20 protein-coding genes and 1 other RNA gene are annotated in these 20,941 nt (G+C 66.0%); 16 read left to right on the top strand and 5 right to left on the bottom strand.

What is annotated here, in order from left to right; all coding sequences use genetic code 11:
- Positions 1-114 precede the first annotated feature (114 nt).
- The 9 genes from prfB (at position 115) to ssrA (ending at position 6,977) form a co-directional block, all read left to right on the top strand.
- Positions 115-1,221, top strand: coding sequence for a peptide chain release factor 2 (gene prfB, locus G6N26_RS11180; protein ID WP_067167548.1), 1,107 nt, complete (start codon positions 115-117; stop codon positions 1,219-1,221).
- Positions 1,211-2,197, top strand: coding sequence for a mechanosensitive ion channel family protein (locus tag G6N26_RS11175; RefSeq protein WP_067167545.1), 987 nt, complete (start codon positions 1,211-1,213; stop codon positions 2,195-2,197). Before prfB ends, G6N26_RS11175 begins: the two co-directional genes overlap by 11 nt.
- Positions 2,194-2,682, top strand: coding sequence for a hypothetical protein (locus tag G6N26_RS11170; RefSeq protein ID WP_163648779.1), 489 nt, complete (start codon positions 2,194-2,196; stop codon positions 2,680-2,682). Before G6N26_RS11175 ends, G6N26_RS11170 begins: the two co-directional genes overlap by 4 nt.
- A 43-nt stretch (positions 2,683-2,725) precedes the next feature.
- On the top strand, positions 2,726-3,415 hold the full coding sequence (gene ftsE, locus G6N26_RS11165; RefSeq protein ID WP_067167562.1) for a cell division ATP-binding protein FtsE: 690 nt from the start codon (positions 2,726-2,728) through the stop codon (positions 3,413-3,415).
- Positions 3,416-4,309, top strand: coding sequence for a permease-like cell division protein FtsX (gene ftsX / locus G6N26_RS11160; protein WP_067167540.1), 894 nt, complete (start codon positions 3,416-3,418; stop codon positions 4,307-4,309).
- A gap of 2 nt (positions 4,310-4,311) precedes the next feature.
- Complete coding sequence (gene smpB, locus G6N26_RS11155) at positions 4,312-4,821, top strand: SsrA-binding protein SmpB (RefSeq protein ID WP_067167538.1); 510 nt, start codon at positions 4,312-4,314, stop codon at positions 4,819-4,821.
- 95 nt (positions 4,822-4,916) lie between these two features.
- Positions 4,917-5,660 (top strand): EamA family transporter, encoded by a 744-nt coding sequence (locus G6N26_RS11150; protein WP_179960321.1) that lies wholly within the window; start codon positions 4,917-4,919, stop codon positions 5,658-5,660.
- Positions 5,661-5,677: 17 nt separating this feature from the next.
- On the top strand, positions 5,678-6,523 hold the full coding sequence (locus G6N26_RS11145) for a maleylpyruvate isomerase family mycothiol-dependent enzyme (RefSeq protein ID WP_083019561.1): 846 nt from the start codon (positions 5,678-5,680) through the stop codon (positions 6,521-6,523).
- Between the two features lie 86 nt (positions 6,524-6,609).
- Positions 6,610-6,977, top strand: a transfer-messenger RNA (tmRNA) gene (gene ssrA / locus G6N26_RS11140).
- 107 nt (positions 6,978-7,084) lie between these two features.
- On the opposite strand, the gene G6N26_RS11135 is transcribed toward ssrA, so the two are convergent.
- The 3 genes from G6N26_RS11135 to G6N26_RS11125 form a co-directional block, all read right to left on the bottom strand.
- Positions 7,085-7,543 carry a hypothetical protein gene (locus G6N26_RS11135; protein WP_067167511.1) on the bottom strand — a complete coding sequence of 153 codons (459 nt, stop codon included), beginning with the start codon at positions 7,541-7,543 and terminating at the stop codon, positions 7,085-7,087.
- 133 nt (positions 7,544-7,676) lie between these two features.
- Positions 7,677-8,138: a DUF1942 domain-containing protein gene (locus tag G6N26_RS11130; RefSeq protein WP_067167509.1), complete on the bottom strand. Its 462-nt coding sequence runs from the start codon at positions 8,136-8,138 to the stop codon at positions 7,677-7,679.
- A gap of 146 nt (positions 8,139-8,284) precedes the next feature.
- Entirely contained in the window at positions 8,285-8,725 is a 441-nt protein-coding gene (locus G6N26_RS11125; protein WP_067167506.1) for a nitroreductase family deazaflavin-dependent oxidoreductase, read from the bottom strand.
- A gap of 151 nt (positions 8,726-8,876) precedes the next feature.
- Between G6N26_RS11125 and G6N26_RS11120 the strand changes: the two genes are divergently transcribed.
- Positions 8,877-11,999, top strand: a complete 3,123-nt coding sequence (locus G6N26_RS11120; protein ID WP_083019563.1) for a serine/threonine-protein kinase — start codon at positions 8,877-8,879, stop codon at positions 11,997-11,999.
- A gap of 7 nt (positions 12,000-12,006) precedes the next feature.
- Here the strand turns inward: G6N26_RS11120 and G6N26_RS11115 are convergent, their stop codons facing one another.
- Positions 12,007-14,562, bottom strand: a complete 2,556-nt coding sequence (locus G6N26_RS11115) for an ATP-binding cassette domain-containing protein (RefSeq protein ID WP_083019565.1) — start codon at positions 14,560-14,562, stop codon at positions 12,007-12,009.
- A gap of 106 nt (positions 14,563-14,668) precedes the next feature.
- A complete protein-coding gene (locus G6N26_RS11110; protein WP_083019567.1) occupies positions 14,669-15,589 on the bottom strand; it encodes a LysR family transcriptional regulator in 921 nt (306 codons plus the stop codon).
- 96 nt (positions 15,590-15,685) lie between these two features.
- Here G6N26_RS11110 and G6N26_RS11105 point away from each other — a divergent pair, with 96 nt between their 5' ends.
- The 6 genes from G6N26_RS11105 (at position 15,686) to G6N26_RS11080 (ending at position 20,934) form a co-directional block, all read left to right on the top strand.
- Positions 15,686-16,969, top strand: a complete 1,284-nt coding sequence (locus tag G6N26_RS11105; protein WP_083019569.1) for an aromatic ring-hydroxylating oxygenase subunit alpha — start codon at positions 15,686-15,688, stop codon at positions 16,967-16,969.
- The gene (locus tag G6N26_RS11100; RefSeq protein ID WP_083019571.1) at positions 16,966-17,289 is read left to right on the top strand and encodes a hypothetical protein; all 324 of its coding nucleotides are present in this window, start codon (positions 16,966-16,968) and stop codon (positions 17,287-17,289) included. The genes G6N26_RS11105 and G6N26_RS11100 overlap by 4 nt, the downstream gene beginning before the upstream one ends.
- Positions 17,290-17,292: 3 nt before the next feature.
- A complete protein-coding gene (locus G6N26_RS11095) occupies positions 17,293-18,123 on the top strand; it encodes a TauD/TfdA dioxygenase family protein (protein WP_083019573.1) in 831 nt (276 codons plus the stop codon).
- The gene (locus G6N26_RS11090; protein ID WP_067174771.1) at positions 18,120-18,977 is read left to right on the top strand and encodes a TIGR03619 family F420-dependent LLM class oxidoreductase; all 858 of its coding nucleotides are present in this window, start codon (positions 18,120-18,122) and stop codon (positions 18,975-18,977) included. Before G6N26_RS11095 ends, G6N26_RS11090 begins: the two co-directional genes overlap by 4 nt.
- Positions 18,978-19,030: 53 nt before the next feature.
- Positions 19,031-20,530, top strand: coding sequence for an adenylate/guanylate cyclase domain-containing protein (locus G6N26_RS11085; RefSeq protein ID WP_083019575.1), 1,500 nt, complete (start codon positions 19,031-19,033; stop codon positions 20,528-20,530).
- 101 nt (positions 20,531-20,631) lie between these two features.
- A complete protein-coding gene (locus G6N26_RS11080) occupies positions 20,632-20,934 on the top strand; it encodes an RNA 2'-phosphotransferase (RefSeq protein WP_232067558.1) in 303 nt (100 codons plus the stop codon).
- Positions 20,935-20,941: the final 7 nt, after the last annotated feature.

The following is a 20,941-nucleotide window of genomic DNA, read 5'->3' as shown; positions in this document are numbered from 1 at the left end:
GCAACGCGGGGCGCACATGATCGTGCCTCGACTCTAAACGCATGACCGCTGGTCGTGACCTCAGCACTCGCCGGTGACCGAGCAGCTTGGCGGCCCCCGGTAACGTTGTCGGCTGTGGAACCCGACCGTCAAGCCGACATCGCCGCCCTCGACTCCACCCTGACCACGGTGGAGCGGGTCCTCGATGTGGACGGTCTGCGCACCCGCATCGAGAAGCTCGAACACGAGGCGTCGGATCCTCAGTTGTGGGACGACCAGGCCCGCGCCCAGCGGGTGACCAGCGAGTTGTCCCACGCGCAGGGGGAGCTGCGCCGGATCGAAGAGCTGCGGGGGCGCCTGGACGATCTGCCGGTGCTCTACGAGCTGGCCGCCGAAGAAGGTGAAGTCGACGCCCTCGCGGAAGCCGATGCCGAGCTCAAGGCGTTACGCGCCGATATAGAGGCCTTCGAGGTGCGCACCCTGCTCTCGGGCGAGTACGACGAGCGCGAGGCGCTGGTCACGATCCGTTCCGGTGCCGGTGGGGTGGACGCCGCCGATTGGGCCGAGATGCTGATGCGGATGTACATCCGGTGGGCCGAGCAGCACAAGTATCCCGTCGAACTGTTCGACACCTCCTACGCGGAAGAGGCCGGCATCAAGAGCGCCACGTTCGCGGTGCACGCGCCGTTCGCGTACGGCACGCTCTCGGTGGAGCAGGGCACCCATCGGCTGGTGCGAATCAGCCCGTTCGACAACCAGAGCCGGCGTCAGACCTCGTTCGCCGAAGTCGAGGTGCTGCCTGTGGTGGAGACCACCGATCACATCGACATCCCGGAAGGCGATGTGCGCGTTGATGTTTACCGCTCGAGCGGCCCGGGCGGCCAATCCGTGAACACCACCGACTCCGCGGTACGTTTAACCCACGTCCCAACGGGTATCGTCGTGACTTGCCAGAACGAAAAATCGCAGTTGCAGAACAAGATCTCGGCGATGCGAGTGCTTCAGGCAAAATTGTTGGAGCGCAAGCGATCCGAAGAACGCGCGGAGCTGGACGCGTTAAAAGGCGAAGGTGGCAGTTCGTGGGGCAACCAGATGCGCTCCTACGTGCTGCACCCCTATCAGATGGTCAAGGACCTGCGGACCGAGTACGAGGTCGGCAACCCGGCGGCCGTCCTGGATGGAGACATCGACGGATTCCTGGAAGCCGGAATCCGTTGGCGCAACCGAAAAGATGACGAATAACACAAGCGTTCTTGCCGCCTCGATGACGCACCGCTGGCACGACTTCTGGCGGGGCGAACTCGGTGAATGGATCATCACCAGGGGTCTTCGGATCGTCATGGTGCTGATCGCCGCGGTGCTGGCGGCCCGGTTCGTCAACTGGGTGGCACAGCAGGTGACCCGGCAGCTCAACTTGGGGTTCGCCGAAAGCGACGCGCTGGTGCGCTCGGAAGCGTCCAAGCACCGCCAGGCCGTGGCCTCGGTGATCTCCTGGGTGTCGGTCGTCATCATCGGCATCTGGGTCATGCTCCAGATCTCCGACATCCTGCAGTTTTCGGTGGGGGGACTGGTCGCGCCGGCCACCGTGGTCGGCGCCGCCCTGGGTTTCGGCGCTCAACAGTTGGTCAAAGACCTGTTGTCCGGTTTTTTCATCCTGATGGAGAGGCAGTACGGCTTCGGGGATCTGGTCACCCTGACCGTTGTGGCCGCGACCGAAGCCAGCGGCACGGTCGAAAACGTGACGTTGCGAGTGACCCGGCTGCGCTCGCCCGACGGCGAGGTGCTGACCATTCCCAACGGCCAGATCGTCAAGGTGGTCAACCTGTCGAAGGACTGGGCCCGCGCGGTGGTGGACATCCCGGTGTCGACCAGCGCCGACCTGAACCGGGTCAACGAGGTTCTGCACCAGGAATGCGACCGGGCGAGGGACAACCCCGTGCTGGGGGCGTTGCTGCTGGACGCGCCCACCGTGATGGGGGTGGAAAGCATCGCCGTCGACACCGTCACGCTGCGTCTGGTGGCCCGCACCCTGCCCGGCAAGCAGTTCGAGGTCGGTCGGCAGCTGCGTGTCATGGTCATCCGGGCGCTGGCTCGCGTCGGAATCGTGACGGCGGCGGACGCGCGGGTGGGGCTCGTCGAGGACCCGGCCGTCCCGGCCGCCCAGGCCGCCGAACAGCAAACCGACGATGAAGTCCAAGGTGCGGGGCACAAGCGGTGAAGTTCACCCTGAACATCCTCGAGAAGCGCGGCGACGACACGGATGCCGAACACCGGTGGCCGAACTACGTCTTCGGCGGGCGGATGCGCACGTCGACGTTCGTGCTGATCATCGCGTTCTTCGTGGTGTGGTGGGTCTACGACACCTACCGCCCGGAACCGGCGCCCAAGCCCCCGGCCCAACAAATGGTGCCGCCGGGGTTCGTGCCCGACCCCAACTACACGTGGGTGCCGCGCAGCCGGGTGCAGCAGCCCCCGGCCACCGTGACCTATACGCCGACCCCGACGACCACGCCGCCTCCGCCACCGCCGCCGCCGCCGCCGGTGACCACGACCACCACCACGCCGCCGTTCCAGTTGCCGCAGCTGCCGTGCGTGCTGCCGGCACCGTTCTGCCCGCCCAGTACCTCGCCGCCCACACCGACGCCGGAGCAACCGCAGCCGGGCCCCGGCCCGACCCCCACTACGCCGCCCCCGGCCCGTTGACTTCGCCTGCCAGCGAAAATCACCGCTACACTGGCGTGCCGTGATGATCACCCTGGACCACGTCAGCAAGAAGTACAAAGCGTCGGCGCGCCCGGCGCTGGAGGACGTCAACGTCAAGATCGACAAGGGTGAATTCGTCTTCCTGATCGGCCCGTCGGGCTCGGGCAAGTCGACGTTCATGCGCCTGCTGCTGGGCGCGGAAACCCCGTCGGCCGGCGACGTCCGGGTGTCAAAGTTCCACGTCAACAAGCTGCGCGGGCGGCACATCCCGCGGCTGCGCCAGGTCATCGGCTGCGTTTTCCAGGACTTCCGCCTGCTGCAGCAAAAGACGGTCTACGAGAACGTCGCGTTCGCCCTGGAAGTGATCGGCAAACGAACCGAGGCGATCAACCGGGTGGTGCCCGACGTGCTGGACACCGTCGGCCTGTCCGGCAAGGCGAATCGGCTGCCCCACGAGCTGTCCGGTGGTGAACAGCAGCGGGTGGCGATCGCCCGCGCGTTCGTCAACCGGCCGCTGGTCCTGCTGGCGGACGAGCCGACGGGCAACCTCGACCCAGATACCAGTAAGGACATCATGGATTTGTTGGAGCGGATCAACCGCACGGGCACGACGGTGTTGATGGCGACGCACGACCATCACATCGTCGACTCGATGCGCCAGCGCGTCGTCGAGCTGTCGTTGGGCAGGCTGGTGCGGGACGAGCAGCGCGGCATCTACGGGATGGACCGCTAAGTGCGCTTTGGCTTCCTGCTCAACGAGGTCCTGACCGGGCTTCGCCGCAACGTCACGATGACGGCGGCGATGATCCTGACGACCGCCATCTCGATCGGGCTGTTCGGCGGCGGCCTGCTGGTGGTCCGGCTGGCCGACAACTCCCGGGAGATCTATCTCGACCGCGTCGAGACGCAGGTCTTCCTCACCGACGACATCTCCGCCAACGATGCGACGTGCTCGTCCGCTCCGTGTAAGGCGCTGCGCGACAAGGTCGATGCGCGACAAGACGTCAAGTCGGTGCGCTTCGTCAACCGTCAGGACGCCTACAACGACGCCATCAAGAAGTTCCCGGAGTTCAAGGATGTCGCGGGGAAGGACTCGTTTCCCGCGTCGTTCATCGTCAAACTGAACAACCCCGAACAGCACGCGGAATTCGATGCCGCGATGCAGGGTCAGCCCGGGGTGCGCAGCATCCTCAACGAGAAGGACCTCATCGACCGGCTGTTCGCGGTGCTCGACGGGTTGCGGGATGCCGCGTTCGCCGTCGCGCTGGTGCAGGCCGTCGGGGCAATCCTGTTGATCGCCAACATGGTGCAGGTCGCGGCCTACACGCGACGCACCGAGATCGGGATCATGCGGCTGGTCGGCGCCAGCCGGTGGTACACCCAGCTGCCCTTCCTGGTGGAGGCGATGCTGGCCGCGTCCATCGGTGTCGCCATCGCGGTCGTCGGCCTGATGTTGGTGCGGGCCTTGTTCCTGGACAACGCGCTGAGCCAGTTCTACCAAGCTCACCTGATCGCCAAGGTCGACTACGCCGACATCCTCTATATCTCGCCGTGGCTGTTCCTGCTCGGCGTGTCGATGGCGGCCCTGACGGCGTACGCGACCTTGCGCCTCTATATCCGGCGGTAGCTATGTCCAAGGGATCCGGCCGGGCCAAGGCGGCGGACGGCAAAGGTGGCAGCAAACAAATTGTGGCCACCAATCGCAAAGCGCGGCACAACTATTCGATCATCGAAACGTTCGAGGCCGGGGTGGCGTTGCAAGGCACCGAGGTCAAAAGCCTGCGCGAAGGGCAAGCCTCGTTGGCTGACGCGTTCGCAACGATCGACGACGGCGAAGTGTGGTTGCGCAACTTGTACATTGCGGAGTATCAGCACGGTAGCTGGACCAATCACGAGCCGCGGCGCAACCGAAAGTTGTTGTTACATCGGCAACAAATTGACAGGCTGGTCGGCAAGATTCGAGATGGTAACCTCGCCTTGATGCCGCTGTCTCTGTATTTCTCCGAGGGCAAGGTCAAGGTCGAACTTGCCCTTGCGCGCGGCAAAAGGGCTTACGACAAGCGCCAGGACATGGCCCAGCGCGACGCACAGCGCGAGGTGGTTCGTGAACTGGGCCGCCGAGCAAAGGGCATGACCTGATCGGGGCCGCTTACGCCCAGCTGTCGGCCGTCACTTACGGCGTCAGCGACTTTGTGGGCGGTGTCGCAGCTCGGCGAGTGGCCGCGCTGCGCGTCATGTTGGTCGCTTATCCGATCGAGACAGTCTTACTCGGTGTGATGGCCATCTTCGTCGGTGGCCCTATTCATTTCGGGGCCGTTTTGTGGGGCACCCTGTACGGAATCGGCATGGCCTTCGGCATGTGGGCGTTCTTTGCGGCGCTGGGCTCCGGTCCGATCTCGGTCGTCTCACCGCTGGCCGCCGTCCTGAACGCGGCGGTGCCCGTCGCGGTGGGTATGGCCCTGGGGGAGCGGCCGGGGCAGGCGGCCCTGGTGGGCGTCGTGCTGGCGCTGGGGGCGGTCATGCTGGTCAGCCGCGAGGCCCCCGTCGAGGGCACCCCGTATCGGTTCACCCCCAAGGTGGCCTGGCTGACCGTCGTGGCGGGCTCGGCGATGGGACTGAACCTGGTGTTCCTGCACCAGGCGCCTCACGTCTCCAAGCTGTGGCCCCTGGTCTTCGCCCGAGTGGCGGCCAGCCTGGTGATCTTCGTGATGGCCGCATCCAGCCAGAACCTGAAGATGCCGCGCGGGAAGCCGCTGCGGTTGGCGGTGGCCGTCGCCGTCCTGGACATTTTCGCCAACATCACCATGCTGGCGGCCCTGCACACCTGGTTGCTGTCGCTGGCCAGCATCCTGATCTCGCTGTATCCGGCGGCGACGGTCGTGTTGGCGATGGTCGTGCTGCGCGAGCGGGTGACCCGCTGGCAGGGGTTCGGCATGGTGCTGGCCATGGGGTCCGTGGCGATGATCGCGTCGTCCTGACCGCCTACGATCCGACCATGGCCGATCGCCCCGTCACCAAGCTCGACAAGTCCGCCGTGCTCTCCGGTTTGTTCGCCGTCTGGGACGACCTCGACGCGCTGTTGGCGGGCTTGTCCGAGGCGGACTGGCGGGCCACGAGCCCGTTGCCGGGCTGGGACGTCAAAGCCCTGGTGTCCCACATGATCGGCACCGAGTCCTTCCTCGCCGGCATCGCCGCACCCCAGCCCGACATCGACGTCAAGGCGCTGGGGCACGTGCGCAACGACATCGGGGCGATGAACGAGTGCTGGGTTCGCCATCTGGGCGCGCACGCCGATGCCGATGTGCTGGAAAGCTTCAGGGCGATCACCGACGATCGACGCGCGGCCCTGACGGCCCTGTCCGGCGAGGAATGGGACGCGGTGACGGCGACCCCTACGGGCCCGGATTCCTACGGCCGATTCATGCGGATCCGGGTGTTCGACTGCTGGATGCACGAGCAGGACATCCGCGTGGCCTTGGAGCGGCCGCCCTCCGACGACGAGCTCGCCGGCCCCGCGGCCTCGCTCGCCGTCGACGAGATCGCCGCGACGATGGGTTACGTGGTGGGCAGGCTGGCCAAGGCCCCCGCGGGTTCGCGCGTCCAGTTCGACCTCACCGGCCCGCTGGCCCGCACCATCCGGGTCAGCGTCGACGGCCGCGCCGCCGTCGTCGACGATTTCGCGGGACAGGGACCTTCCACGACCATCCGGCTGGACGGGCTGCAGTTCACCAGGCTGGCCGGCGGGCGCCCGATGTGCCCGGCACGACGCCAAGACGTCGAACTCGGTGGCGACCAGGACGTCGCCGCCCAGATCGTCGAGCACCTCAACTTCGTGATCTGATCGCAGCCCGGCGGGAAGATAATCCCGTTGCCGCTGGTTGATAGGCAGGTACCATTGATATTCCTGCCGAAAGTCGGCGGGTGCGAGGGGCTGAAAGGTTTCGACTTCGCGCATCGAATCAAGGGAAGCGTGCCGGTGCAGGCAACCGACCACCGTAAGCGTCGTTGCAAACAGATAAGCGCCGATTCACATCAGCGCGACTACGCTCTCGCTGCCTAAGCGACAGCTAGTCCGTCAGACCGGGAACGCCCTCGACCCGGACCCTGGCGTCAGCTAGAGGGATCCACCGATGAGTCCGGTCGCGGGACTTGTCGGGACACCAACAGCGACTGGGATCGTCATCTCGGCTTGTTCGCGTGACCGGGAGATCCGAGTAGAGGCATAGCGAACTGCGCACGGAGAAGTCTTGAGGGAATGCCGTAGGACCCGGGTTCGATTCCCGGCAGCTCCACAAAGCAAGAAGCAGGTCAGGCGGTGTTATCGCGCCTGACCTGCTTCCTTTTTGGGCTCATCTTCGGCACAGCTCGTAGCGCTTGAGCCGTCCGCGGTCTGCAGGTTCGGCTAGTCGTCTGTGGGCTGATTCCTGCGAGCATCCCAAATCCTTGGTGTCTGCACGCCGATCGATCGGTGGTGGATTTCCTGGAAGTTCCGTCCACCGCGGCCGAATGTGGCGATGACGGCGGACGGCACATCCTGCTCGGGCATCGGTGACGACAGCCACTCGCACGGTCTTACGTGCACCAAATCCACTGCCGCGGCCGTCTCGTCGGCGTCATAGAAGTACGGCCCGGCGATGCGGCCCAACCAGAACCACCCGTCGGTGTCGCGGGTCCACACAAACGAGCCGTCGTCGAGATCGGCGAATCGGCCGACCCGGCGGGCAAGCCGCTCCTGTTCGCCCGACCGATCCACGTATTGCCCGAAGCCGCACAGGCCGAGCCGCCGAGCGCGATCGATGGCAGCTTGTGGGTCGACGGCATCGTTGCGGGATCGCATCGGCGCGCGGTAGACGGCGACCATGAGAGACATCGTGCCCTGCAGCAGACTTCAGCCGACATGAGCCCGCGTAAGGCCGAACGCGGCCTCACGCTGCTCGATGCGCTAGGACTAAAGTGGCTGCGTCGGGGCGAAACCCGCTACGGCGTTGGCGCCGTTAGCTTTTCCAGACGACCTTGTCGACGCCGGCGGCATCCCGGTAGACCACGCTGTCCGGGGCCGTGCCGCCTCGAACGTCGAAGTACAGCCGCCCGGTTGCCTGGGCGCCCGGCGCGATCGGTTGGTTAGGCAGGCCGTCCACTTCGTGCCCCTTCATCACGGCGTAGGTGGAGCTGTTGACCGCACGCGCGTTGAAGTCGGCAATGACCGGCGTCGCGTTACCGCGTACACCTGTGGCCGTGACATCGGAGTACCAGATGCCGTCGTTGTGACCGCTGGGCTGCAGGTTGTTCACGGTGTAGTTGATGGCTTCTGCGCCGTTTGCGCTGGGAATCTCTGCGGACTGGCCGAACGCGACGGTTTGGGGGTCCGCCAACGCCGGCGACGCCATCAGGATTCCTGCCGTCGCGATGCCCGCGGCAGCTGCCGTCGCTTTCATGGCGACCGTGGAGAGCATCATGCCCAACTCCTTCCCTAGGGTGCTGTGGTCGACAGGCGGCAGCAGCCGCTTGATCGGCCATTGCTGAGGCGTATCCCGACTGGCGGATTTCAAACGTGCCGACGCCGTCGTCGGCCTTGAGGGCGCTCGGGCAAGGCGTGCCGCTGTTAGCGTTTCGGCTGCAAGACCACGACGGGGATGGGTCGCGACGTCTGCTTCTGATATCCGACGTAGCGGTTCTGGTTGTTGTCGTTGACGATCTGCCACAGCCGCGAGTAGTCAGGGTCCTCGGGCAGCACCGGTCGGGCGGTGACGGCGAAACGCCTTGGGCCGACGTTGATCTCGACGTTGGCATCGGCCTTCAGGTTGTGGTACCAGCCGGGCGCCTGGGGCGCACCTCCCTTGGAGGCGACGACCAGATAGTTGTCTCCGTCGCGGGCGTAGGTCAGCGACGTCGTGCGCTGTTGACCGGTCTTCGCGCCAACGGTATGCAGCAGCAGGCTCGGTATCCACAGTGCGCGGTGACCGATCCAGCCGTTTGTCTTCCGATACACGGTGTCGTGCACCCGGAGCAGCCGCGGGAGCACCTTTTCCTCCACGAAACTCATAGCTGCCAGTCTTGCTCGGTGCCGGCGGGCTGCACCAGTGCCCGCGGCGAAGTGGCTGCGCAACGATCCTCAGCGGAACCATTCAGCACCGCGTCCATGTTCGCTACGCTTGACTCGATTCATCAGTTGCCTGGGAAGTTGAGGCCACGAAATGGCTGAAAGACCCAAGGCTCGCCCCCGGGCGCCGGGACCGAGCGACATCGTCGCGGAGTTGGCTGCCGCCGGATTCGACAACGCGCGCCAGATCGCTCGAGGCGCCGCCGGGGTGGTGTATCGATGCCGCGAGACCGCGCTCGGGCGAAACGTCGCCATCAAAGTGTTGCCGACGTTCGTCGACGACGAGAGTCGCGAACGATTTCTCCGCGAGGGCTACGCCATGGGCGGGCTCTCGGGACATCCGAACATCGTCAACATTCTGCGGGTCGGCATCACGGCGGGTGGGCGGCCTTACATCGTGATGTCGTACTGCGCCGCTGGTTCCCTGGGCCTGCGCGTGCAGCGAGAGGGGTCGATCGCCTGGCCCGAAGCCGTGCGGATCGGTGTGAAATTGTGCGGGGCACTCGAAACCGCCCACCTGACCGGCACCCTGCACCGCGATATCAAGCCCGCGAACGTTCTCGTCAACGATTACGGCGAACCGCAACTCACCGACTTCGGGACGGCGCATGTCGCCGGAGGATACGAGACGGCATCCGGGTTATTCTCTGGCACAGTCGATTTCCTGGCGCCCGAGGTGATGACCGGCGATCCGGCGACGGTCGAAACCGACGTGTACTCGCTCGGTGCCACGCTGTATGCGCTCATTGCCGGCAACGCCGCATACGAGCGCCGCAGCGGCGAAGACCTCCTCGCGCAGTACACCCGGATCAGAAGCACCCGGGTCCCGGACTTGCGTCCCAATGGGATCCCCGACGCGGTATGCGCGGCGGTCGAAAAGGCGATGCTGTTCGACCCGGCCGAACGGCCGGCCTCGGCGGCGGAGTTCGGTCGTGGATTGCAGGAGAGCATGCGCCGCAACGGATTAAAACCCGATTCCATGGCGATCACCGCTGCCGCTGCGGGTTCGGGGCGCATCGCGCGGCCGGTGCCAAGGCCGCCGCGGATCGCCAAACCGGGCCCGCGGATCGCCGGCCCGGACAGTGCCACCTCGCTGATGAATGCGCTGAGCGATCGCACCACCTCGACGCCACCGCTACCGCCGCCACCGGCCGGCCGCCAACCGCCGGGCCGCGCGCCCGCTGCCTCGCACCACGCCGCGGACGCGAGGCGCCCGAATCCGGCCACGCCCAACACGTCCGAGCCGACCCAAGCGATCGCGGAACAGACGAGCGTCACCGACGCGATCGCGCCGCGCGGATTGGCGGCCGGCGCGGTCGCGTGGATGAAGCCCTCGAAAACGAAACGAAACCGCGCCACGGCAGCATTGATCGCCGTCGGGATCGTGGTGGCTGCGCTGGTGCTGGGCACCGGCGTCTACGTGCTGCTGACCCAGGGCAAGCGGCACCCGCAGGCCGCGGCGAGCCAGCCGAGCCAGACGTCGGTGAAGTGGCAGCCGATCACGAACGCGCGCATCGCGCGCGACGCGGCGGCAACCACCCAGGCCGACGGCACGATCTGGATCTTTGGCGGAATCGGCAGCGACCACGCTGTCGTCGCAAATCACGAAGGGTATGACCCCGTCATCGACAGCTGGAAGAGCGGCGACGACCTGGCCGTCCCCGTTCAGCACGCCATGTCGGTGACGTGGCAGGGAAACCCGATTGTGCTCGGCGGCTGGCGCGTCGCGGGCACGCAAAAGGTTGCCAGCGACCAGGTTTGGCGTGTGGTCAACAGTCACTGGGTGGAGATGCCCCACATGTTGCAGCCCCGCGCGGCAGCGGCGGCGGCCGTAGTGGGGGACCGGATCGTCGTCACCGGTGGTGTCGACGCAAACGGGGGCTTGCTGAACTCCACCGAGATCTTCGATGGCAACGCCTGGACCCCCGCCGCCCCCATCCCGACCCCGCGGCAGATGCTGGCCGCGGCGTCGGACGGAAAGCTGATGTACACGGTCGGCGGGACCAGCGGGAACTCCGACCTGGTGGCGTTCGAAGCGTATGACCCGGCCGCGAAGACCTGGACGAAATTGCCCGACCTTCCCCAGCCGCGCAGTGACCTCGGGGTGGCGATCGCCGACCGGCGCCTGGTCGCCGCCGGGGGCCAGTCGGCGGGGCAAGTCCTCAAGAGCGTGGCGGTGTTCGACCTGTCAGCGAAGACGTGGGATGGCTTGCCGGACATGGCGACTGCGCGCCACGGCATGGCGGTCGATGCGGTGGGGAAATCCGTCTACGCCATCGGCGGGTCGACCGGCGTCGGCGACGACCAGGTGACCGCAACCGCCGAAGCGTTGCAGCTACCGCCGCGCCTGACCCAGCCGGCCGCACAGTGGCGTTCCCTGCCGGACGCACCGACGCCCCGGCTGATGACGGCGTGGACCGTGCTGGGCGACAAGATCTGGATCATGGGCGGACTGCGCGACGGAGCCGCGCTCCAGACGGTCGAGAGCTACGACCCACGCACCGGCGCGTGGCAAACCCAACCGCCGCTGCCTGTCCCGCTCCACCACGCCGCGGCGGCCACGTATCGCAACGAGGTGGTGGTCCTCGGCGGCGCCAGCGGCGACCTCACGCAGGCGTCCACCAAGGTGTTCGCGTTGCGCGGTGGCAATTGGGTGGAGTTGCCCGGCCTCACCCACGCGCGGGCGGCACCGGCGGCCGCGGTGGTCGGTGACAAGCTCGTCGTCGCCGGCGGACAGAACGCCAAGCAGCTCGTCCCGCAGACCGAGGTCTTCGACGGCAGCTCATGGCGCGACGCGAGCAACATGCCCACACCGCGCGAACACCTGGCCGCCGCATCCGACGGCACCTACCTGTACGCGGTCGGCGGGAGGTTCCTATCCGCCGACAAGAACTCCGCGGCGTTTGAACGGTTCGATCCCCAAGCCGGGACCTGGACCAAGTTGGTGGACATGCCAACTCCGCGTGGAAGTTACGGCGCCACGTTCATCGACGGCCGGGTCGTGGCGGTCGGTGGTGAGGAACCCACGCAGGTGTTGGGAGTGGCCGAAATGTACGACATCGCCGACGCGAAGTGGACCACGCTGCCGCCGCTGCCGACGCCGCGTCACGCCGAGGCGGTCGCAACGGTCGGCAACACCATCTACTGCATCGGTGGCGCGAACCGGCCCACCCATGAGGGCCCGGTCGCGACGGTCGAGGCGTTGGACTTCCTCTAGCGACGGATCAATGGCGCTTGAGCCGGCTGCGCCACCCCACGACGCCCGCGTACACGACCGTCAACAGCACCAGCATGCCGACGTCGAACAGCCATGTCCCCGCCGTGTGTTTGAAGTGGCGGTCTTTCGGGGCGAGCGGCCCGGGCTCGATCGTCCACAAGTCGACCGTCGACGCCTGCGCCGCGTACCCCCACCGCGAGGGCACCGCCCACGACATCTGATCCAGCCCGATTCGGTTGGTGACCGGGACCATCCCGCCGCAGAGGACCAGCTGCAACATGAGGGACACCACCAGCAGCGGCATGATCTGCTCGTTCGAGCGCGCCAGCGAGGACAGGACCAGGCCGATCATCGCTGCGGCCACGCACATGGCGGCGGTGGCGACGTACAGCTCGAGGGTGGCGCTGCCGAGGAGCAGCGCCGGCCGGGTCGGCGCGCCTTTCCCCAGAATGGTGATGGTGGTCGCGATCGTCGCTTGGACGATGGCGAACACGAAGAAGACCGCCATCTTCGCCAGCAGATAGGCCTTGGTCGACAGGCCGACCGCCTGTTCGCGGCGAAAGATCGGACGCTCGCCGATGAGGTCGCGGATTGTCAGCGCGGTACCCATGAACACGGCGGCCATGGTCAGCAACATCAGCACCGATCCGGGCTCGTCGGACCCATCGCCGTTCGGATCGGCCACGCGGAAACCCGTCGAGCCGGGAACGGTGAGCGACAGCGCGCCCATCACGAACGGCAGCAGCGCCAGGAAGATGAAGTAGGCGCGGTCGGCGACGATCAGCCGGATCTGGCGGCGGGCGATCGTCGAGAATTGACGCCAGGTGCTCGAGCGCGCCGGGGCACCGAGATCGGCCGGTTTATCCGCCTCGGATACGGCGGGCGGCGGTTTGGCTTGGGCCAGGAAGCGACGATTGGCTTCGTCGGGGTCCGCGCCCACCATCCCAAAGATCTTGGCCCAGTTGGTAGTTCCCATGGTCGCTTCGATGTCGTCGGGCGGACCGCAGTAGGCGGTCTTGCCGCCCGGCGCCATCAGCAACACCTGGTCGCAAAGATCGAGGTAACTCAGCGAATGCGTCACCACCAGCACGACGCGACCGGCGTCGGCCAGCTGCCGCAGCATCGTCATGACCTGTAGGTCCAGCGCGGGGTCCAGGCCCGACGTGGGCTCGTCGAGGATCAGCAGTGACGGTCCGGTGAGCAGTTCCAGGGCCACCGAGGCGCGCTTGCGCTGCCCGCCGGAGAGCTTGTCGACGCGGGTGTCGGCGTGCTTGGTCAACCCGAGTTCCTCGATCACCTGCGCGACGACCTGGGCGCGGTCGGACTTGCTGGTGTCGGTCGGCAGCCGCAACTCGGCCGCGTAATTCAGCGCCTGGGTCACCGTGAGCTGGCGGTGCACGACGTCGTCTTGGGGCACCATCCCGATCCGGCTGCGCAACGACGCGAACTGAGCGTGAATATCGTGGCCTTCGAAGGTGATCGAGCCGGACGTGGGACAGGTGGCTCCGGCGATCAGCCGGGACAAGGTGCTTTTGCCCGCTCCCGACCCGCCGATGAGCGCGGTCAGCGTGCCGGGCCGCGCGGTCAGGGAGACCTTTTGGATCAGCCGCTTGTTGTCGACGTGAAAGTCGACCTCCCGCACCTCCAGGCCGCCGGTGCGGGTAGCCGCTTCGGCGCGGCGGAGCAGGATTTCGCCGTTGAAAACCAGGTCGACGTTGCCGATCGTGACCACGTCGCCCTCGGTGAGGGGTGCTGACAGGATGCGGGTCCCGTTGACGAAAGTCCCGTTGATGCTTTGCGCGTCGTGGATCTCCATCCCGGTGGGTCCTGGCACCAAGTAGGCGTGATGGCGCGAAGCCAAGACGTCCGAGATGACGATGTCGCTGTCTTCTGCGCGACCGATGACCGCGGCCCCCGCGGGGGGCGCCCCGAGTTTCGATCGTGACCGCTGCACGGCGCGCCGCAGGTTGGCGCTGTCGTAGCCCGAGGCTTCGAGGGTCTCTGCCCCGATTTCGGTGAGCGGCTGCAGCCCCGCCGGCTGCGGCGCGCCGACCGGTTGCGGTGGCGGGTAGGGGCCGCGTGGCGGCGGGCCGGCCGGCGGGTAGCGCGGCGGGGCGGGCTGCGGTCGCGCGATGCGGGGCGGCGGGACGCCGGGCCGCCGCGGCGGTTCCGGACGCGCAGGCCTCGGGCCCCCCGGCGGCGTGATGACCGGTACCGCCTCCAGGGTGGGCGGCAGTTGGCCGACCGCCCCGTCGTGCCGACCGATCCCAAAGCTCAGTCGAGGCCCGTCCGGACGGGCAAGGTTGATGCTCTGGCGGTCGTGGATGTCGACCGACCGTACCCGGTGACCATCGACGAAAACACCGGAGGGCGAACCGTTGTCGATCGCGATCCATCTGGCCCCGTCGAAGCGCAGCAGCAGGTGGGCGCGGGCGATCAGGGGATGCGCAACGCGCATGTCGGCACGAAGGTCACTGCCGACCACCACATCATGACCCGGCGCGAAACTGCGCTGTGACCACTCCGATTGAACCGTCAGCACCGGCGGTGCAGGCCTACTCATCACCTAAGTATTGGACGTGCCGCCAGCAAACGCTCCGATTTTCGCGTTATAGGTGAAAATGGCCGGTTTCGGCGCCCGATTGACCCGCGGTGGGCAACCTGCCGACTCAGCTCCGGGCCGTGTTCTCGGTGATGATGTCGCACGCCGTCTCGTAGAAGGCGCTGATCAACGTGGAGAACGAGAGCTGGAAGGGATGAATCATGTAGACATCCAGTTGCTCGAGGCGCCAGTCCGGCAGCACCGGCACGATGCTGCCGTCGCGCAATTCGGAGGTGACGATGATCTGGCTCGGCATCGCACCGACGCCGAGTCCGTGCAGGATGTACTGCTTGCACACCTGAAAGTTGTTGGCGCGCGCCCGAACCATCGGCGAGAGTTCATGGCGCCGCTTGTTCTTGGCGACGGTGAGCCGGCGCGGACCCTCGCCGACCCCGCAGTCGATGAACGGCACCGTGTCCAACTGGGTGGGAGCGGTGATGGGTTCGGGTAGTTGGCGCAGGAACTCCGGTGATGCGCAGAGGAACAGTTCGAGGCTGAAGACCTTGCGCGCGATCAGCGTCGAGTCTTGCAGGGGTCCCGTGCCGAAAACCACGTCGAACCCGTCGTGGACGGGATGAACGACGTTGTCCACCAAACGGATATCCAGCCGCGAGTGCGGGTAAGACTGCAGAAATTTGGCGCCGACGCGCGACGCGTAGTCGATGCCGACGAAGACCGGGATGGCAACGCGCAACTCGCCCTGCGGCTCTAGCTTGCTGCCTTCCACCAGTGCCCGCACCCCGTTGGCCTCGGCCAGGATGTTCACGCCGTGGCTGTAGATCTTCTCGCCCAGGTCCGTGACGGTGAGCTGGTGCGTGTTCTTGCGCAGCAGCTTGATCCCGAGGTCCGTTTCGAGCTTGCTGAGCTTGCGGCTGACGGTGGACTTGGGCATGCCGAGCAGCGCCGCCGCCTTCGACAGGCTGCGGCACTCGACCACCTTCCCGAATACCAGCAAGGCGTCGAGGTCGAACGGCAGGTTCTGCTCCACGTGATGTTCCAAAATTGCAACAGGGTGTTGCAATTGAAGGCCTATTTGCGCATTTGGTCAAGTGCTACCTTCGGCCGAGAGGCGGAGGAGGGCCCGATGAGTCAGGACGTCTTGGTGACGAAGCCGTCAAGCGGGCACTGGACCGATGCCTATCCCGAATTGGGCCGTGGCCCAGTGTCACTCGAGGACTGCGTCTCTGAAGAGTTCTACGAGAAGGAACGCGAGCACGTCTTCAAGAAGACCTGGCTCTACGTCGGACGCGTTGAGCGGGTGCCGAAGTCGGGCAGCTACTTCACCCGCGAGCTGAGGTTCCTCGACACATCGATCATCATTGTCCGCGGCAAGGACGACGTGATTCGCGCCTTCCACAACATCTGTCCGCACCGCGGCAACAAGATGCTGTGGGAAGACGATCCGTTCGAGGAGGTGCAGGGTCGCGCCCCGGTGCTGTACTGCCGATTTCATGGCTGGCGCTACAAGCTGGACGGCTCGCTGCACGCGGCCACTCGCAAGGATCTGCTGCTGGACTTCGACGCCGACAGCTGCCGGGTGCCGGCGATCCAATGCGAGGAGTGGGAGGGGTTCATCTTCATCAACCTCGACCCGCACAACACCGAGCCGCTGCGGTCCTACCTCGGCGAGCTGGCCCACGGCATCGAGGGCTATCCGTTCGCGGGGCCACACCAGGTGTATCGGTTCAAAGTCGAATTGCAGTGCAACTGGAAGATTTTCGTCGACGGCTTCGCGGAGAGTTACCACGGGCCCTACCTACACGCGTCGTCCTTCGGCGCTCTGACCGCGGAGGCCCGCGACGCGTTCGACCAGCCGAACCCGTTCACCGATGCGTTGGCCTACCAACTCAAAGGGCCGCACCGGATGTTTTCCTTCGCCGGCGAGCCGTCGCAGAAGACGCCGTATTCCAAGCCCATCGAATGCGTGATGGAAGCGAGCGCGGCCGGTCCGTGGACCAAGCGCACCGATCGCGGGCCGATGCCGCCGGGGCTCAATCCCACTCGCTCGGAGAAATACGGCTTCGACTCCTACCAGTTCTTTCCCAACTTCGTGGTGATCTTCGGTTCATCCGGCTTCAGCACGCACACGCACTGGCCGACGGGTCCGCACTCGCACATCTTCGAAGCCGAGATGTTCTACCAGCCGCCCAAGACGCACAAAGAGCGGCTGGGCCAAGAGCTCACCGTGACCTTCCTCAACGACATCATCCTGGAAGACGCCAGCCCCTCGGAAGGGCTGCAGGCGATGCTGAACAGCGGCGCGCTCACGCATTTCACGATGAATGACGAGGAGATCCTGCTGCGTCACCTGCACAAGGTGGTGGGTGACTACGTGGCGGCCGGCGAGAAGGCGAAGGCCGGACGATGAATGCTGTTTTGCCGCACGAGTTCTCGCAGCTCGAGCACCTGGTGCCCGACTGGTCCATCGAGGATGGGCACGAGCGCTACGTGAAACGCGTGAACAGCTCGATGGCCGAGATACAGGCGTTCTACGACGAGGTGTTTCCGCACGCCGAGGAGGCGGTCGCTTATATCGACAAGTTCGACTATTCCGAGCCGCTGCCCGAGGACGTCGCGAACCTGCGCAACCTGCTGTACTCGTTGATCACGGTGTCGTTGGCAGTGGAGCTGTGGAGGCAGCCACGGGTAAAGCATTCCGCGAAGACCATTCTCACGAGACTGAGCTGACGCATGGGACTTTCCACCACACGACTCGACGTCGTCGACTGCACACCGCTGATCGGCAGCGAGATCAGGACTGATCTGGACACCCTCCTCAGTGGCCGCGAAGCCGAGGCCATCCGCGCGGTCCTCGAGCAGCGCGGCGTGGTCTTCTTCCGCGGACTGCAGATCAGCGACGAGCAACAGGTCACCATCGCGAAAACCCTTGGCAGCATTGTGCCGAACGAGGGCGAGGGCGGGATCTACAAAATCTCGCTCGACACGAACGTCAATCAGCGCGCCGAGTACCTCAAGGGCTCGCTGTTCTGGCATTTCGACGGCTCCCTGCAGCCCTATCCGAATCTCGCCACCCTGCTGCGAGCGATGAAGCTGTCCGATGTCGGCGGCCAGACCGAGTTCTGCAACACCTACGCGGCCTACGAGGAATTGCCGGAGGCCGACAAAGAAGCGATCGCCGGCCTTCGGGTGGTTCATAGCGCGGAGCGCTCGCAGTACTACGTGCGACCCGAGATGAGCTATGAGGAGATCGCGTTCTGGCAGAAGTCGCCCACCAAGTCCTGCCCGATGGTGTGGACGCACCAATCCGGGCGCAAGTCGTTGCTACTCGGCGCGACCGCGGATTACGTGATCGACCTGCCGGTGGAAGAAAGCCGCGCATTGCTTGCGCGCCTTCGTGACTGGGCGACTCAACCGCGCTACGTCTACCGCCACGAATGGCAGCTGGGCGACCTGCTCATGTGGGACAACACCGGGACGATGCACCGGGCGCTGCCGTATGCGGCTGACAGCGGGCGGCTCATGCACCGCACGGTCCTTGCGGGTGAAGAGCCGCTGGATTGAAACTCGGCATCGCGACACCCGTCGTCACGAACGTCGCCGGCGCGGCGTTGACGTGGGAGAAGTCGGCCACTATCGAGGACATCGGTCGCGTCGCCGAGGCGGCGGACGCGCTTGGCTATCACCACCTCACCTGTAGCGAACACATCGGCATACCGTCGACGGAGGCCGCCCGGCGCGGCTCCCGATACTGGGATCCGCTGGCCACACTTGGGTATGTGTCCGCGCGCACCAGCCGGATCCGGCTCGTCACGATGACCCTGGTGCTGGGTTACCACCACCCGCTCGCGATCGTAAAGCGTTATGGCACATTGGATCACGTCAGTGGCGGGCGCGTGATCCTGGGCGTCGGCGTGGGGAGCCTCAAGGACGAATTCGACCTGCTGGGCGCGCCGTTCGACGACCGCGGTGCTCGTGCCGACGACGCCCTGAAGGCGCTGCGGGCGGCATTGCCCACCAACGAGCCCGTGTATGACGGCGAGTACTACTCGTTCGGCGGGCTCACCATCGATCCCTGTGCGCTGCAGCCGCATATGCCGATCTGGGTCGGCGGGCGCACCAAGCGGTCGTTGCGCCGCGCGCTCACGCTCGCCGACGGCTGGTGTCCGTACTACGTGTCCATTGCCACCGCCGCCGAGTGGTTGCGGGTGCGAGAACTGCCGGACGGCTTCGAGGTCGTCTTGCCCGCCGATCAACCGCTGGACCCGGCGGGGGAGCCGGCGAAGACCGAAGACGCGCTGCACACCATCGCCGACGCCGGCACCACCACCCTGTCGGCCCGGTTCATCCACCACTCGCTCGAGCATTACCTCGAGCAGATTCACGCCCTGGCCGAGTTGCACGCCAAAACGTTCTGACCGGCAATATCAGAACGGCCGCGCCACCGGTGGAGGGCGCTTAACCTCCTGTCATGGACCGCATCATTCAGTGGATGTGGGATCGGTTTGGTCCGCGGTACCTTCTGGTGTGTTGGGTGCTCGCATTTTTCATTTCGCTCCCGATCTACTCCGTATTCATATCGTTGCCGATCGTCGCGTTCGAGAAGTCCGGACACTGGGCCGAGATCGGAGCCGTCACCGTCGGCGCGGTGGTGGTACTCGCGTGCATCTTCATTCTTCCCGGTCGCCGATGGAGCCGCCCTGCGGAGCAGTGGGCGGCCGGCCACGACGTCGATCGAGCGGCCGCCCTGGAGGGGACCTATGTCTATGCGCGGAAGGCGACGGCCCGCGCGGTATGGGGCGCCGCCGCCTGGGCCGCCGCGTTGGCGGTCGTCGTCGGTGTGATGGTCGGGGCGAGTGGGACGCGGCTCGTGCAATACGGGATCGTGGCCGCTGTCGTAGTAGCGGCGATCCAGCTGGTCGCCTATCACAACATCGTCGAGGGAGCATTTCGCCCGGCCAGGATCGCCCTCGCCGGTGACACCGGACTTGGCGATTCGCTGCCGCGCTCGCGCCCTACCTTCGCCAGGCGATCGAACGTGTCGGTGGTCGCCGCCACCTTCGCGTACGCCACCGGCGGAGCATTGCTTGCCGGAGTGTCCAATGTGAGTGCCGCACCCATCCTGGCGATCGTTATCGGCGCTGCGATGGCGGTTGCCTTCGCGGTGCCGGTGACAGTCGGTTTCGGGTTCTCGAGGTCTTTGCAACCCATTCGCGACCTCGCCAAGGGCGCCGAACGTGTTGCGGTAGGGGACTATAGCCAACGCTTACCCGTCGTCCAGGACGACGACCTCGGCGCCCTAGCGGCGTCTTTCAACCGCATGCAGGCGGGTTTGGCTGAGCGACAACGACTTCAGGGTGCGTTCGGCACCTACGTCGATCCGGCATTGGCGGCGCGGCTACTTGAACAGGGCGACGACGTGTTCACCGGCGAGCGCCGCGAGGTCACCGTGATGTTCGTCGACATCCGCGACTTCACTCCGTTCGCCGAGGCAAACACCGCCGAGGACACCGTCGCTCGGCTCAACGCTCTGTTCGAGATCGTCGTACCCAACGTCGTCCACGCAGGTGGGCACGTCAACAAGTTCCTCGGCGACGGAGCCCTCGCCGTCTTCGGCGCACCGAACGACCTTGTGGGACATGCCGATGCCGCGGTGTCTGTCGCCATCGGGATTCAGCGATTGGTCGCGGAGCGCTTCGGCGGCGCGCTGCGGATCGGCATCGGAATCAACACTGGCGTCGTGATCGCCGGCACCATCGGCGGCGGCGGCAAGCTCGAGTTCACGCTGATCGGCGACACCGTCAACGTCGCCGCGCGCGTCGAGCAGCTAACCAAGGCGACGGGTGATGCCATCCTGCTCACCCATTCGTGCGTCGACGCACTGGCTTCTCGACCTCGCGGGCTCATCGATCGGGGGGCCCACGCGTTGAAAGGCAAGTCGGCAGCGGTGCAGGTCTTCACTCTGGGTTAAAGGCGCTGGTCAGCGCCTTGATCACCGCAAGGTGAAGTGCGCCGGGCTACGCAGCAAATTAAGTTTCGGAGCGCAACGCCGGCGAGTGGAAGGAAACATTCGTGGCAACTGGATTGAAGGTCGATCCCGCCGCACTGCACGTCGGCAGCAACGACATGTTCAACGCGATCGGCGAAGCTGCGTTGGATTTCTTCAACCATGAGGACGGTCTGGCGGCGGCCGCGCCGGGCTGGATCGGATCCTCCGAGCTGGCGTTGTGCGAGCTCGCGGTCCGGTGGCACACCCGCCATGACCACCACCAGCTACAGGTAGACCGCCTGGGATCGCACGTCGCCGATGCGATGCTCGGCTACCTCATCAACGAGGACGAGTCGGCGCGAGCCTTCCGGTCGGTGCGGAAGTAGGGGCCAC

Origin of the sequence: Mycobacterium marseillense (assembly GCF_010731675.1) — a bacterium.
Taxonomy (GTDB): domain Bacteria; phylum Actinomycetota; class Actinomycetes; order Mycobacteriales; family Mycobacteriaceae; genus Mycobacterium; species Mycobacterium marseillense.
Note: the sequence above shows the minus strand (reverse complement) of the source record. Positions and strands in the feature narration are given on the sequence as shown.